The sequence below is a fragment of the Kribbella sp. NPDC050124 genome (assembly GCF_044460355.1).
In the GTDB taxonomy this organism is placed as follows: Bacteria; Actinomycetota; Actinomycetes; order Propionibacteriales; family Kribbellaceae; genus Kribbella.
On record NZ_JBITJU010000021.1, the window covers coordinates 117,423 to 131,380 of the forward strand.

14 protein-coding genes are annotated in these 13,958 nt (G+C 68.8%); 8 read left to right on the forward strand and 6 right to left on the reverse strand.

Features of this window, described 5'->3' with window-relative positions:
- Positions 1-333 (reverse strand): hypothetical protein, encoded by a 333-nt coding sequence (locus ACIBL3_RS35345; RefSeq protein WP_396358213.1) that lies wholly within the window; start codon positions 331-333, stop codon positions 1-3.
- A 63-nt stretch (positions 334-396) separates the two neighbouring features.
- Positions 397-906, reverse strand: coding sequence for a GNAT family N-acetyltransferase (locus tag ACIBL3_RS35350; RefSeq protein ID WP_396358214.1), 510 nt, complete (start codon positions 904-906; stop codon positions 397-399).
- 261 nt (positions 907-1,167) lie between these two features.
- On the opposite strand from ACIBL3_RS35350, the gene ACIBL3_RS35355 reads away from it, so the two are divergent.
- The 4 genes from ACIBL3_RS35355 to ACIBL3_RS35370 all read left to right on the forward strand — a co-directional run bounded on the left by ACIBL3_RS35355 (position 1,168) and on the right by ACIBL3_RS35370 (position 7,471).
- Positions 1,168-2,262 (forward strand): 3-deoxy-7-phosphoheptulonate synthase, encoded by a 1,095-nt coding sequence (locus ACIBL3_RS35355; RefSeq protein WP_396358215.1) that lies wholly within the window; start codon positions 1,168-1,170, stop codon positions 2,260-2,262.
- A 9-nt stretch (positions 2,263-2,271) separates the two neighbouring features.
- Positions 2,272-3,303, forward strand: coding sequence for a LacI family DNA-binding transcriptional regulator (locus ACIBL3_RS35360; RefSeq protein WP_396358216.1), 1,032 nt, complete (start codon positions 2,272-2,274; stop codon positions 3,301-3,303).
- Between the two features lie 75 nt (positions 3,304-3,378).
- Complete coding sequence (locus ACIBL3_RS35365) at positions 3,379-5,385, forward strand: hypothetical protein (RefSeq protein WP_396358217.1); 2,007 nt, start codon at positions 3,379-3,381, stop codon at positions 5,383-5,385.
- A 10-nt stretch (positions 5,386-5,395) separates the two neighbouring features.
- Positions 5,396-7,471, forward strand: a complete 2,076-nt coding sequence (locus tag ACIBL3_RS35370; protein ID WP_396358218.1) for a phosphocholine-specific phospholipase C — start codon at positions 5,396-5,398, stop codon at positions 7,469-7,471.
- 1 nt (position 7,472) lies between these two features.
- Here ACIBL3_RS35370 and ACIBL3_RS35375 read toward each other — a convergent pair whose 3' ends face one another.
- Positions 7,473-8,552 carry a LacI family DNA-binding transcriptional regulator gene (locus ACIBL3_RS35375; RefSeq protein ID WP_396358219.1) on the reverse strand — a complete coding sequence of 360 codons (1,080 nt, stop codon included), beginning with the start codon at positions 8,550-8,552 and terminating at the stop codon, positions 7,473-7,475.
- Positions 8,553-8,666: 114 nt separating this feature from the next.
- On the opposite strand from ACIBL3_RS35375, the gene ACIBL3_RS35380 reads away from it, so the two are divergent.
- From ACIBL3_RS35380 to ACIBL3_RS35390, 3 genes are read left to right on the forward strand one after another with little or no spacing between them, the layout of a single operon-like run.
- Positions 8,667-9,743, forward strand: a complete 1,077-nt coding sequence (locus ACIBL3_RS35380) for a substrate-binding domain-containing protein (RefSeq protein WP_396358220.1) — start codon at positions 8,667-8,669, stop codon at positions 9,741-9,743.
- A 31-nt stretch (positions 9,744-9,774) separates the two neighbouring features.
- The gene (locus ACIBL3_RS35385) at positions 9,775-10,806 is read left to right on the forward strand and encodes an ABC transporter permease (protein WP_396358221.1); all 1,032 of its coding nucleotides are present in this window, start codon (positions 9,775-9,777) and stop codon (positions 10,804-10,806) included.
- Positions 10,803-11,618, forward strand: coding sequence for an ATP-binding cassette domain-containing protein (locus tag ACIBL3_RS35390; RefSeq protein ID WP_396358222.1), 816 nt, complete (start codon positions 10,803-10,805; stop codon positions 11,616-11,618). The genes ACIBL3_RS35385 and ACIBL3_RS35390 overlap by 4 nt, the downstream gene beginning before the upstream one ends.
- A gap of 18 nt (positions 11,619-11,636) precedes the next feature.
- Here the strand turns inward: ACIBL3_RS35390 and ybaK are convergent, their stop codons facing one another.
- Positions 11,637-12,125 (reverse strand): Cys-tRNA(Pro) deacylase, encoded by a 489-nt coding sequence (ybaK, locus tag ACIBL3_RS35395; RefSeq protein WP_396358223.1) that lies wholly within the window; start codon positions 12,123-12,125, stop codon positions 11,637-11,639.
- Complete coding sequence (locus ACIBL3_RS35400) at positions 12,118-12,798, reverse strand: helix-turn-helix transcriptional regulator (RefSeq protein ID WP_396358224.1); 681 nt, start codon at positions 12,796-12,798, stop codon at positions 12,118-12,120. The genes ybaK and ACIBL3_RS35400 overlap by 8 nt, the downstream gene beginning before the upstream one ends.
- A gap of 75 nt (positions 12,799-12,873) precedes the next feature.
- Here ACIBL3_RS35400 and folE point away from each other — a divergent pair, with 75 nt between their 5' ends.
- Positions 12,874-13,485: a GTP cyclohydrolase I FolE gene (gene folE, locus ACIBL3_RS35405; protein ID WP_396358225.1), complete on the forward strand. Its 612-nt coding sequence runs from the start codon at positions 12,874-12,876 to the stop codon at positions 13,483-13,485.
- Positions 13,486-13,490: 5 nt separating this feature from the next.
- Here folE and ACIBL3_RS35410 read toward each other — a convergent pair whose 3' ends face one another.
- Positions 13,491-13,790, reverse strand: coding sequence for a hypothetical protein (locus tag ACIBL3_RS35410; protein ID WP_396358226.1), 300 nt, complete (start codon positions 13,788-13,790; stop codon positions 13,491-13,493).
- Positions 13,791-13,958 lie beyond the last annotated feature (168 nt).

Below are 13,958 nucleotides of genomic sequence, written 5' to 3' on the forward strand. Positions count from 1 at the left end.
CTACCTGAGATGGCGAGCGCCTGCCCATCCCCGGGCGTGGCTGCCCGGGAGCGGATCGGCGATCGAGGTGGGCGGACGTACTTGGTGAAGCTCGTCGAAGAGGCTGGACTTGGGCTGCTGCTCGATCCAGCGCACCTCGGTGGCGCCCTGATGGCCGTGGACCGCGAGCACGGAGTCGATGTCCGGCCAGACCGCGGTCGCCGGGTTGCTGCCGCACCAGCGCAACGCCACCGACCCGTCGCTGAAAACACATCCCTCAGCCACCACGCCGGTCCCGGACACACCACTCGGATCCCGATAACGAACCAACTCGAAGGTCCGCGGCCTCACCACGTGATGCACTCCTCGCTGTCTCGACCCGTCTTGCAGCCCTCAACGAGCCCACACCACCCGCGGTTACTCGCGAGCAACGACCCGGCGCATGAAGATCCGCTCAGCCGGATCCAGTCCCAGCGCCGCCTCTTCGGCCTGAATCGCGACCAGACCCGGCGTCAGCTCACCGAACTCCACGAACCCGAGCCGGGCGTAGTACGGCCCGTTCCACGGCACGCTCCGAAACGTGCTGAGCGTGAGCGCGTCCAACCCCTGCCCTGCGGCCCACGACCCCACGTGCTCGATCAGCGCACGGCCCAGCCCCTGCCCCTGATGCTCCGGATGCACGCTGACCTGCTCGATGTGCGCAGCCCCATCGACCAGCTTCACGAAGACGAAGCCGGTCGGCCGGTCGTGAGCGTCGGCTGTCACCCAGAGGCGGCCCGCCCGCCGGAAGTGCTCGAAGACCTCCAATGACGGTGGTGGATGCGCCGCGACGTCGGTCATGCCGATGTCGCGGAACAGGACGCCGGCGGCGACTTCGAGGGCCTGGAGGAGGGGGAGCTCGTCCTGGTGGGCGATGCGGATGGTCACCGGACGAGACAAGCAGGTCCGGGTGCTGGTTGCCAGTGCAATTCGGCGGGGGTGCTATCGTCGTTCTCGTGAAGCGTAGCTATTGGCGATTTTTTGAGTGGCCGGCCTTGGTGCCGGGCGACTCAGCCGCCTGCTGACGCCCAACCGAAGACACCAGAGCCGGCCCGAAGGCAAGGACATGAGTCCTTGCCTTTTCTCGTTCCCGCCGGCGCTGCACAGGATTCTCCTGGCGAGGCCGGCCAGACCTAAGGATCCCAGCAGATGAACACCCTCCCGCAGCGAACCAGCCAAGCGGCCGTCGTCGACAGACGGATCGAGAAGACTGTCCCGTTGATCACCCCGCTCGCGCTGCACGACGAGCTGCCCCTCAGCGACGCCCTGGCCCAGCGCGTCGTCGACGGTCGCCAGGCTGTGAGCGACGTACTGAACGGCGTGGACGACCGCCTGCTGGTCGTCGTCGGCCCGTGCTCGGTGCACGACGCCAAGGCGGCCCTGGAGTACGCCGAACGCCTGCAGCCGGTCGCTGAGCGGCTCTCCGACGGTCTGCTCGTGGTGATGCGCGTGTACTTCGAGAAGCCGCGCTCCACCCTGGGCTGGAAAGGCCTCATCAACGACCCGGGTCTGGACGGCTCCGGTGACGTGAACCGCGGCCTGCGCACCGCCCGTCAGTTGCTGCTGCAGGTTCTCGAGCTCGGCCTGCCGGTCGGCTGCGAGTTCCTCGACCCGATCACCCCGCAGTACATCGCGGACACCGTCGGGTGGGGTGCGATCGGCGCGCGCACGGTCGAGAGCCAGGTGCACCGCCAGCTGTCGTCGGGCCTGTCGATGCCGATCGGCATGAAGAACCGCCCGGACGGCAGCATCGGTACGGCGGTCGACGCGATCAAGGCCGCCTCCGTGCCGCACGTCTTCACCGGTATCGACCACGACGGCGCGCCGGCGATCCTGCACACCCGCGGCAACCCGGACTGCCATCTGGTACTGCGCGGATCTGACAGCGGACCCAACTACGACGAGGACTCCGTGGCCGGCGCGATGGAGCTGCTGCGCAAGGCGGGACTGCAGGAGCGTGCGGTCATCGACGCCAGCCATGGCAACAGCCGCAAGGACCACCGTCGCCAGCCGGTGGTCGCGGAGGAGACCGGCCGACAGGTGGCGGCCGGAAACCACGCGATCACCGGCGTCATGCTCGAGTCCTTCCTGGTCGAGGGCCGCCAGGACCTGGACCCGACGCAGGAGCTCACCTACGGCCAGTCGATCACCGACGCCTGCATGGGCTGGGACACCACGGAGTCGGTGCTGGAAGGCCTGCGAGCCGCTGCGCTGCAGCGTCGTACGGCGAGGAGCGACGGCTAGGCTCTCGGCATGGCTTCCGGACGGGATCGGTCGCTGCCGACCAGCAAGGACGTCGCCGCGCTCGCGGGTGTTTCGCAGAGCACGGTCTCGTACGTTCTCAGCGGCAAGCGGCCGATCTCGCCGGAGACCCGGCAGCGGGTCGAGGCGGCGATCGCGGAGCTGACCTATCAGCCCAACGCGGGCGCTCGGGCGCTGCGTGGCCGCCGTACCAACGTCATCGCGTTGGTGGTCCGGTTGTCGGGACACACCGACGTGCCGGACACGCTTCCGTACGTCGACACCGTCGTCGAGGAAGCCCGGAAGCGGGACTTCGACGTCATCCTGGTCACGTCCGGCGACGGACCCGAGGAGCTGACGCGGCTGGCGCGCCGGTCGATCTGCGACGCCATCGTGCTGATGGACATCAGGCGCAAGGACGACCGGGTCGCGACCGTGGCGAACCTCGGGGTGCCCGTCGTGCTGATCGGGACCACCGACGACAACCACGGGCTCGACTCGGTCGACTACGACGCACGTCGCGCCGGTGAGTCGATGGTGGCGGAGCTGGTCGCCACCGGGCATCGCCGAGCCGTCTTGATCGGCGAGAAGCCGCAGAAGCAGCGGGAGTTCTTCTTCGCGGGGGAGTTCCATCGCGGAGTGACCCGCGCGGCCAAGGCGGCAGGGCTCGACCTGCTGGAGTTGCATCGATCGGGTCCGGGATGGGCCGGCGTCAGCGATCTGGCCGATGAGCTGTTCAGCGGCGACCGGCTCGGCATCATCGCCCGGACGCCCAACGTGATCGGCTGGATCCTGCAGCTCGCGGCGCTGCGGCAGCTCGTGCCCGGACGGGACTTCTCGCTCGTCGGGCAGTGCACCGACGACACCGCTGTCGCCTACAGCACGCCGGTCAGCAACGTGTCGACCGAGCCCAAGGCCGTGTCCAGGTTGGCGATGTCGATCCTGTTCGACCAACTGGAGGGCGAAGCCGCGGCAAGCGGCAAGCACCACGTGGTCGAGCCGCAAGCGCTCACGCGCCGGGCGAGCACCGCCGACTTCTCCTGATCGCCTCCGGCGCAGCTGTGTTACGGTCGATGTCGATACGTATCGACGATTCGTTGACATCAGCATGGAGGCGACGTGAGGCGAGCGTTCGAGTTCGGCGGTGGCCGGGTGCTGCTCGGCCCGGACGGTGGGCCGGTGGCGTTCGAGCACCCGGCGGACGCCGGCCGGATCTACCTGCTCGACGAGACGCGAGAGACCTGGCACGGCCCCGATCACTTCTGGGGCACCGGCTTCGTGATCACGTCGCACGGATCCGGCCGCTGGCAGACGGCAGCCGGCCTCGACTGGACCGCCGACGGCGTCACGGTGCGGCACGCACCACGCCCCGACCTCGACCTGACCGTCGTACGACGAGCAGCCGGCGACCGCTTCACCGAGTCCTACACCTGGACCAACATCGGCGACGAGGCGATCGACCTCACCGGGCTGGCGATCAACGTGCCGATCCGCGACGTGTACGACGGAGCCGCACCGGCGCTCGCGCAGAGCTGTCACGCGCATGTCTTCACCGGTGGAGCGTGGTCGTGGCTCCTGGCCGAGCCGATGTCGGCGACTCCGCCGCTGCTCGGCGTGATCGTCCGCGAGGGCGGTCTGTGGGCGTACTCGATCGAGTCCCGGAACCGGAACACCTCGTCGGACGTGCGCGGCCACGTCGTCGTCCATCCGACCGACCACGCGCGGAACCCGGAAGCGTTCGGCGGTCAGCCGATTCTCACGCTGGCGCCGGGCGCGAGCTACACGCTGTCCTGGGAGATCGGCTGGTTCGGCAGCCGGGACGAGTTCATCAGCGCGACCGACGCGCCCGCCGTGTTGCCGGAGTTGACTGCGTCCGTCGGCGCCGCCGTACCGGTGGAGCTTGCCGAAGGGGCGAAGTTGCTGGCCGAGCCGACCGCTGAGGAGCATGGCGTGAAGCTGATCGAGCTTGAGCGGGACGGTCGGCGGAGTCGGACGGCGGTGGCATTGCTGGCGCCGGTTCGGGAGCTGGTCGAGGCTCGGATCGAGCGGATCCTCGCCGAGCACCGGCCGGTCGAGCGGCCGGAGCCCGAGCGTTTCGCGTTCCTTCCGGTGGACACCCGCACCGGGCTGCGGCAGACCGAGAACGCCTGGCCGGACTGGACCGACGGCGCCGAGCGAGTCGGAATGGCCGTGCTGCTGCAGCAGGCCAAGATGCGCGGCTGGGGTGACGAGGCGGCGATCGACGAAGCGCTACTCGGTTACGCGCGGCTCGCCCGTGAGCGCTTCATCCAGCCCGACGGGTCCATTCACCGGAGCAGCAAGCCAGGAGTCGAGCCGCTGCGGCTCTACAACACTCCTTGGGTCGCGCACTTCTTCGCGGACCAGTTCGCGCTGTTCGGCGACGCCGACGATCTCGACCTGGCGGCGTCGTTGCTGGAGTCGAGTTACGCCTTGGGCACTGCCGATCACCTCTCGATCGGGCATCCGGAGGCTGTCGTCGCGGTCGCGACGGCGCTGGAGCATGAGGGTGACGCGGCCCGGGCGAGCGCGCTGCGGGCGGCACTGCTCGACCATGCGCACCGATTCGTTGCTCTAGGCACTGATCTGCCGGCCCACGAGGTCAAGTACGAGCAGTCGATGGTCGCGCCGCTGGTCAGCCTGCTGGCGATCTCGTACGAGCTGCAGCCCGACGACCAAGCCCTCGGCGCGCTGCGGACGGCGGTCGGCTGGCTTCGCGCCTTCGGTGGGCCGCAGCCGCACGTCCGGCTCCGCGACGTCGGGATCCGGCACTGGGACGGGTACTGGTTCGGCATCGACCGGCAGTGGGGTGACACGTTCCCGCACTACTGGAGCGTGCTGAGTGCGATCGCGTTGCGGCAGCTTCCCGCCGCACTGAAGACCGCGGAGAACCAGCGGGCCGCGGACGGGATCTTCGCGGCCAACCTGATCGATTTCAGCACCGAGGGTGCTGCGACCTGCGCGTTCCTGATGCCCAGTTGCGTCGACGGTCGCCCGGCGCACCGTGCGGACCCGCTGGCCAACGACCAGGACTGGGCGCTGGCGCTCCTACTCAGGTCGGACGGTTGTTCATCTCCTGGCAGTTCGGCGGCTACAAGCCAGTCCTAGTGTCCCGGGCATGACTGAGATTTCTCGGCGCCTGGTGCTTGGGTCTGCAGCCGGGGGAGTGGCGGCTTCGCTGCTTCCTCCGTCGCTGCACACGGCGATGGCGCAACCGGTGAGGCGCGGTGGTCTGCGGGCGGTCGAGCACGTGATCGTGCTGATGCAGGAGAACCGTTCGTTCGACCACTACTACGGGACGCTGCGCGGCGTGCGCGGCTACGGCGACCGGCAGCCGCTGCGGCTGCGCAACGGCAAGTCGGTGTTCCATCAGCCGAAGACCGGCGGTGGTGAGGTGCTGCCGTTCTCGATCCGGAAGGCCGCCGCGGACGCGGGTCGCGCACCGGACGACATCCAGTACCTCGGCGACCTGCCGCACGGGTTCAACGACGCCACCCAGGCTTGGGGCAACGGCTGGAACGACGACTGGGTCCAGGCCAAGACGGCCGCCACGATGACCCACTACGAGCGCCGCGACATCCCGCTGCAGTACGAGCTCGCCGAGACGTTCACGATCTGCGACGCCTACCACTGCTCCGTCAACGGCTCCACCAACCCGAACCGCAACTACCTCGTGTCCGGGACCACGGGCTACGAGCCCGGTACGACGCAGCGCGCGGTGACGAACGCGGCGTACTCCTACGACCACAAGGGCTACGACTGGACGTCGTACCCGGAGCGGCTCGAGCAGGCCGGGGTCTCGTGGCAGATCTATCAGGAGTGGGACAACTTCACCGACAACGCGGTCGAGTACTTCAAGACGTTCAAGGAGCTCGGGCACCGGATCCTAGCGTCGGTGCCGGGTGGTTACCGGACCACCGAGGAGTTCTACGACAAGCTCTTCGCCAAGACTCCGGCCGAGCGGACCGAGGCGCTCAAGCAGTTGGAAGCGGCGGTCGCCAAGCAGCCGGCCGCGGACCAGAAGCTGTTCTACAAGGCGATGTACCGGTCGGAGCCGGAGTCGTTGGTCCCGCGGCTGCGGGACGACATCAAGGCCGGCAAGCTGCCGCAGGTCAGCTGGCTGGTGCCGTCCGCGGTCGACTCCGAGCACCCCGGCGCGTCCACGCCGGTCGGCAGCGCGAACCTGGTCTACGACCTGCTCGACGCGATCGCCTCGGACCCGGAGACCTGGTCCAAGACCGTGCTGCTGATCAACTTCGACGAGAACGACGGGTACTTCGACCACGTCCCGCCGCCGGTCGCTCCGCGGCCCTCGTCGGGCACCGGCGACGACTGGTACAACGGCCGTCCGATCGGCCTCGGCCCGCGGGTCCCGATGACGGTCATCTCGCCGTGGTCGGTCGGCGGGCACGTGAACTCGCAGGTGTTCGACCACACCTCGGTGATCCGGTTCCTCGAGCGCTGGACCGGTGTCCAGGAGCCCAACATCAGCAGCTGGCGGCGGACCGCCTGTGGTGACCTCACCTCGGCGTTCGACTTCGGCCGCGGGTACAAGCAGCCGTCGGTGGACACGCCCGGCCCGGTGCCGGCGCCGATCGCCCGGTGGCGGCCGACCCCGCCGGCCGACCAGGCCGTGCCGGGGCAGGAGCCGGGCCACCGGCTGGCCCGCGCACTGCCGTACCGGCCGTCGGTCTCCGGTTTCGTTGCTGACGGCAAGTTGACGTTGGCCCTCGGCAACAGGGGCGCCGAGTCCGCGCACTTCGCGATCTACTCGTACGGCGGTGAGCTGCCGGCTCCCGAGCATGTCGACGTACGGCGGGAACGCGTCGAGTCGATCGCGGTCGACGGCCCGTACGAGTTCGCCGTACAGGGTCCGAACCGGTTCTGGGCCGAGCTGGCCGGAACGGCGGACGGCGCCGCGGCCGGTCTCGACGTACGCGCGAAGCAGGATGGCGACTCGCTCGAGCTCGCGCTGGTGAACACGTCGCGGAAGCCGCTGATGTTGAAGGTGAAGGCCCGTGGGTACGGCAGCAAGACCGTCACCGTGGAGCTGCGCGGCAAGCAGACGCGTGAGCTGGACTGGCCGACGGACCACGGCTGGTACGACGTCGAGGTCACGGCGGCCGAGGACACGTCGTACCGACGCCGGCTGACCGGCCACCTGGAGACCGGCAAGCCCAGCATCACAGGCTGACCTAAGGCCGCGGCAAGGACCGTTGAGGCAGTCGAGGTGGGATCTCACCGCTGCCGCGCTGAACCAGGGTGGGCTCGATGACGAGATGGCGGGGTGGTCCGCCGGCTCCGTTGAGCCGGTCCAGCAGGATCGCCCCGACCTCGGCGCCGATGCGTTGCACGTCCTGCCGGATGACGGTCAGCGCGGGCTCGACCAGATCGGCCAGCGGAAAGTCGTCGAATCCGACCACGGCGATCTCGCGGGTCGCCCCCGCCGCGCGCAGCGCGCGCACCGTTCCGACGGTGATGATGTTGCGCCCGGCAAGGATGGCGGTCGGCGGGTCGGCCAGGTCGAGCAACTCCGTCACGGTGCGGGCGGCCTCCAGATCGCTGCGGACACTGTGGACGAGAAGTTCGGGGGCGAACTCGATACCCGCAGCGTCGAGCGCCGCGCGGTATCCCGCGCGGCGCTCGACGGCCGTCTCGATCTCTTCGAGGTCGCTGAGCATGGCGATCCGCCGGTGTCCGCCCGACAGCAGATGGGTGGTCGCCAGCTTCGCGCCGCCGTGGTTGTCGACGGTCACGGAGTCACAGTCGAGGCCGTGTGGCCGGCGGTCGACGAAGACCATCGGCAGTCCGGCCCGGCGCTCGCTGAGCAGGTACTCGTGGCGGTGGGTGGCCGGCATCAGCACCAGGCCGTCCGCGCGGCGGGCGACCAGATCGGACACGATGCCGCGTTCCCGCTCCGGTTCCTCGTCCAGGCTCGCGGCCAGCACCGACAGGCCGGCCGGCCGGAGGGCGTCCTCGAGCGAACGAAGAAGCCCGGCGGAGTAGCTGTTCCCGACGTCCTGGAGCAGCGCGCCGACGATGCCGGACCGGGCGTCCTTGCGGCGCAGCGTGCTGGCGCCGAGGTTGTGCCGGTAGTCGAGCCGTTCGGCGGCGTCCAGTACCCGCTGCCGTACGGCGGTCGACGCGCCCGGTTCTCCGTTGACGACTCGCGACACCGTCTTCACGCTGACACCGGCCAGCCGGGCGACGTCCTTCATCGTGGCCCGGGCCGGCCGCGGGCCGTCCGAATCGGACTGCGTCATCGTTGTCGTCACAAGGCGCAGTGTTTCTCATCGAGGCCTTGACTACAAGCGTAGCCGGATGTTGTCTTGCCCTACGTCAACGTTGACGTAAACACAAACCTCGCTGCTCGGAGAGGGACCCTGGACATGCATCTCACTTCCCGTACGACGCGCCTTGGTGTCGCCGTCGCCGCGACGGCAGGCCTGCTCGCGCTGGCGGCCTGCGGCTCGGACGACCAGCCGGCTTCCTCGACCGACAAGGTCGGTGTCTCGCTCATCACCAAGGACTCGACGAATCCGTTCTTCGTCGCGATGCAGAAGGGGGCCAAGGAAGACGCCGCCAAGAACAACGTGGAGCTGACCGTGGCCTCGGGCAAGGCCGACGGCGACGAGCAGGGCCAGGTTCAGGCGATCGAGAACGCCATCGCCCAGGGCCAGAAGGGCATCCTCATCACCCCGAACGGGCCAGGGGTCAACTCCGCGATCAAGAAGGCGCGCGACGCCGGCCTGTACGTGATCGCGCTGGACACCCCACCGGATCCCGCGGACACCGTCGACATCACCTTCGCCACCGACAACTTCGAGGCCGGGAAACTGATCGGCCAGTGGACCGCCAAGCAACTTGCCGGCAAGCCGGCCACGATCGCGCTGCTCGACCTGTTCAACGACAAGGTCGTCTCGGTCGACTACAACCGCGACCAGGGTTTCCTCACCGGCCTGGGGGTCGACGTCAAGGACGCCAAGAAGAACGGTGACGAGGACAAGTCCGGGAAGTACTCCGGCGGTTCCTACTCGATCGTGTGCAACGAGCCCACCCAAGGTGCCGAGGACGGCGGCCGGTCGGCGATGGAGAACTGCCTGACCAAGAACTCGAACATCAACGTCGTCTACACGATCAACGAGCCGGCGGCGGTCGGCGCGTACAACGCCTTGAAGGCGGCCGGAAAGGAGAACGGCGTCGTCATCGTCTCCGTCGACGGCGGCTGTGCCGGGGTGAAGTCGGTCAAGGACGGCGTGATCGGAGCGACGTCGCAGCAGTACCCGCTGAAGATGGCCTCACTCGGTGTCGAGGCGATCGCCAAGGTCGCCCGCGGTGGTGAGAAGCCGAAGACGAGTGATGGCCTGGATTTCTTCAACACCGGTGTCGCACTGGTCACCGACAAGAGCGCTGACGGCGTCGCGAGCATCGACACCACGAAGGGAACGTCGTTGTGCTGGGGCTGACCACCGAATCACCCGGCCTCCGGGTGACACGATGACCGTTCAAAGCACGACGCCTGGCGCCGCCGCACAGGAGCTCGCACGTCGCGAGCACACACTCAGCCAGCGGATGCAGCACCTGCTGCACCAACGGCCTGCGCTCAGCCCGGCGATCATCCTGCTTCTGACAGTGGTCTGCTTCACCGCGGTGAACAGCCGATTCTCGAATCCGGCGGCACTGTCACTGCTGGTGCAGCAGACCGCCGTGGTCGCCGCGCTGGCGGTCGGGCAGACGCTGATCATCCTGACCGCGGGGATCGACCTGTCGGTCGGCGCCATCACCATCTTGTCGACGATGGTGATGGCCACGCTGGCGGCCGAGAACGGCTGGCCGGCCGTTCCGGCCCTTGCCGTGGGCATCCTCCTCGGCTTGGCCGCCGGCGCACTGAACGGGACCCTGGTGACCCGGATCGGCCTGCCACCGTTCATCGTGACGCTGGGCACGCTGAGCATCTTCACGGCGATCGCGCTGCTCTATTCGAGCGGTCAGAGTATCCAGAACAACCGGCTGCCCGCGCTGCTCAACTGGACCGGCGAAAGCTTCGCGATCGGCCGGTTCCGGATCACCACCGGGGTCGTTCTCGTCGTCGCCCTCTATCTGGTGCTGGGCTACGCGCTCAGCCAGACCGCCTGGGGCAGGCATGTGTACGCCGTTGGCGACGACCCGGAGGCGGCACGCCTCAGCGGCATCCGCTCCGGCCGGGTGCTGTTCAGCGTCTACGCCGTGGCGGGCCTGATCTACGGGATCGCCGGCTGGATCCTGATCGGCCGGGCGGGAGCCGCGAGTCCGAATGCGATCGTCGACGCCAACCTCGACAGCATCACAGCCGTGGTGATCGGCGGAACCAGTCTGTTCGGCGGCCGCGGTGGCTTGCTGGGAACACTCCTCGGCGCCCTCATCGTGCAGTCCTTCACGGTCGGACTCTCGCTGGCCGGTGTCGACGCGCAGTACCGCTTGCTGGCGGTGGGGATCCTGGTCATCGTCGCGGTCTCGGTCGACCAGTGGATCAGGAAGGTGCGCTCATGACGGCAACGGCCAGTCGCGCGCAAGACACCCGGTTGCGTTCACCTGTCCTGTCCGCGCGCGGCCTGGTCAAGACGTTCGGGCGGGTCATCGGCCTGGACGGGGTCGACCTCGACCTGTACCCCGGGGAGGTGCTCGCGGTCATCGGCGACAACGGTGCCGGGAAGTCCACCCTGATCAAGTGCCTGACCGGGGCGCTGGTGCCGGACGCCGGCGAGCTCCTGCTGGAGGGGCGGCCGGTGACGTTCCGGCGGCCGCAGGATGCTCGCGCCGCCGGGATCGAGACCGTCTATCAGACCTTGGCGGTCGCACCGGCGCTGGACATCGCCAGCAACCTGTACCTCGGCCGCGAGGAGCGACGTCGTGGCGTTCTCGGCTCGGTCTTCCGGATGCTCGACCACCGTGGCATGCGCGAGCGCGCGGCGACCGCGGTGCGTGACCTCGGTATCCAGACGATCCAGAACATCCAGCAACCGGTGGAAACCTTGTCAGGTGGCCAGCGGCAGGCGGTCGCGGTCGCCCGAGCCGCCGCCTTCGGCAGCAAGGTCGTCGTCCTCGACGAGCCGACGGCCGCGCTCGGTGTGAAGGAGTCGAACCAGGTGCTGGAGATGATCAAAGGCCTGCGGGAACGGGGCCTTCCGGTCATCCTGATCAGTCACAACATGCCGCATGTGTGGGATGTCGCCGACAGAATCCACATCCAGCGGCTGGGCCGATGTGCCGGAGTCATCACCCCGGCCTCGCACACCATGAGCGAGGGTGTGGCGATCATGACGGGTGCGACCAACCTGCCCGACGCCGAGCCGGCCGACTGATCAGGTGCCGGACGGCGGTCAGCGGGCGATCGCTGCGGTGCGGGCCTTGGTGACGGTGATCAGGTCCGTGGGGGACAGGCCGATGTCGAGGCCGCGGCGGCCGCCGGACACGTAGACCGTGGCGTGGTCGGTGGCCGTCGCGTCGATGACGGTGGGAAGGGCGCGCTTCTGGCCGATCGGGCTGATGCCGCCGACGACGTACCCGGTGGTGCGTTCGGCGGCGGCCGGGTCGGCCATCACCGCCTTCTTCCCGCCCGCGGCGGCCGCGATCGCCTTCAGGTCGAGCTGCTTGTCGACCGGTACGACGCCGACCGTCAGCTTGCCGTCGACCTCGACGAGCAGCGTCTTGAACACCTGCTCCGGCGCCAGCCCGAGTGCCTCGGCCGCCTCCAGCCCGAACGACTTCGCCGCCGGGTCGTGGTCGTAGGTGTGGGCGGTGAACTCGACCTTCGCCTTCGTCAAAGCCACCGTCGCCGGCGTGCCCTGACTCTGCTTGCTCTTAGCCACGCGCCGAGCTTAGGCCCTCCGGAATCAGGCGGACGCAGCAGTTGCCGGGGGAGGGCTCGAGGCGGGCTTCGTAGGGGATGCCGAGGGCGCTGACGAGGCCGGCGAGGAGGTGCAGGTTCATGCCGCAGACCAGGTGTGGCTGATCCTTGGCGATCCGCTGGAACGGGCAGTTGGCGAGCGCGATGCCGTCCTTGTCCGGTCGCGGCTCGAAGCCGTGCGCCTTGAGGATCTGGTCCACCGACCCCTCGCCGGCGGTCCTTCCGAGGGATTCGCCGTACTCGCGGGCTCGTCGGTTCACGGCTTCGCGGGGTGAGCCACCCGACGCCTCGGCGTCCTCGACGGCGGCGGCGAGCAGTCGGCCGGCGACGGCGTACTGGCGTTCGGGGAGGGTGAGGTCGATCTCACGGTCCGAGCGGTGGTAGAGCTTCGCGGGCCGGCCGGCGCCGGGTCCGGAGCGCCCGCTGCGGCGTTCGAAGCAGGTGGCCAGCAGGCCTTCCTCGGTGAGTTTGTCCAGGTGGAACGCCACGGTCGTGCGGGGGATGCCGAGCGCGGCCACGGCCTCGTCGCGTCCGACGGGCTCCGGCTGGGCGACGACGTACTCGTAGAGCCGGCGCCGGGTCGGTTCCTCGAGCACGGCGACCGCCTGAACCTGCGCGTCCCACGACGAGTCCACGCCACGATTCTATCGACAACATCGGTTGGTGGAACAGTATGATGGCAGTTCGTTGAGTTTTCAGGGAGTGTGTTGATGGCGATTTCGGCCGATCTCGAGTCCGTCCCTCTGCACATCGTCGCCGGTCGCGCGGAGATCGATCTGCCCGCCGCCCAGCGTGCGGTCGCCGACCTGCTGGCCGCGCTCGGGCGGGACCCGCACAGCGCGCACCTGGCGGACACCCCACGCCGGGTGGCGCACGCGTACGCCGAGATGCTCACCCCGCGCGAGTTCGAGCTGACCACGTTCCCGAACGACGAGGGGTACGACGAGCTCGTGCTGGCCAAGGACATCCCGGTGCAGTCGCTGTGCGAGCACCACCTGCTGCCGTTCACCGGCGTCGCGCACGTGGGCTACCTGCCGGGGGAGCGGATCCTGGGGCTGTCGAAGCTGGCGCGGGTCGTGGAGTTGTTCGCGCGCGACTTCCAGGTGCAGGAGCGGCTGACCAAGCAGGTCGCCGACTGGCTGCAGGATCACCTGGCGCCGAAGGGCGTCGGCGTCGTGATCGAGGCCGAGCACCAGTGCATGTCGCTGCGCGGTGTTCGGGCCACCGGGTCGCGCACCGTGACGTCGTCATTGCATGGCATCCTGCGCGAGAACCTCAGTTCCCGCCAGGAGTTCTTCGCCCTGACCGGCTTGACGCCGTAAACCCGTTAGGCCGAGAACACCGCCGGCGGGTGGTGGTTGGTGTGCCGTCCGGTAGCGAGGATGTGGGCGACCTCGCCGGGGAGCAGGTCGGTACCGGGGACCGGCTCCATCTCGGACACGTCCAGCCAGCGGACGACGGTCGCGCCGTCGTGGCCGTGGACGGCGAGGATGGAGTCGAGGTCCGGCCAGACGGCCGTGGACGGATTCGCGCCGTGCCAGCGCAGCGCGACCGAGCCGTCGGTGAAGACGCACCCTTCCGCAACGACGCCGGTACCGGAAACTCCGCTGATGTCGGTGAAACGCACAAGTTCGAACGTCTGTGGTTTCACCGGCGGACCTCGCCGGGACGGTCTGGTTGATGGGGACTTCGGTGGCCTGAGCCTGAGGGTGCTGCCATGGTCCTTCCCGTGGTCGGCGTGGGTGGGCGCTCGCCACAAACCGGGACAATTACCGACTGTCAACGGGGAAGGACG

Coding starts and splice junctions, on each gene's coding strand:
- ACIBL3_RS35355 (WP_396358215.1), top strand. CDS start 1,168: ATGAACACCCTCCCGCAGCGAACCAGCCAAGCGGCCGTCGTCGACAGA.
- ACIBL3_RS35360 (WP_396358216.1), top strand. CDS start 2,272: ATGGCTTCCGGACGGGATCGGTCGCTGCCGACCAGCAAGGACGTCGCC.
- ACIBL3_RS35370 (WP_396358218.1), top strand. CDS start 5,396: ATGACTGAGATTTCTCGGCGCCTGGTGCTTGGGTCTGCAGCCGGGGGA.
- ACIBL3_RS35380 (WP_396358220.1), top strand. CDS start 8,667: ATGCATCTCACTTCCCGTACGACGCGCCTTGGTGTCGCCGTCGCCGCG.
- ACIBL3_RS35385 (WP_396358221.1), top strand. CDS start 9,775: ATGACCGTTCAAAGCACGACGCCTGGCGCCGCCGCACAGGAGCTCGCA.
- ACIBL3_RS35390 (WP_396358222.1), top strand. CDS start 10,803: ATGACGGCAACGGCCAGTCGCGCGCAAGACACCCGGTTGCGTTCACCT.
- folE (WP_396358225.1), top strand. CDS start 12,874: ATGGCGATTTCGGCCGATCTCGAGTCCGTCCCTCTGCACATCGTCGCC.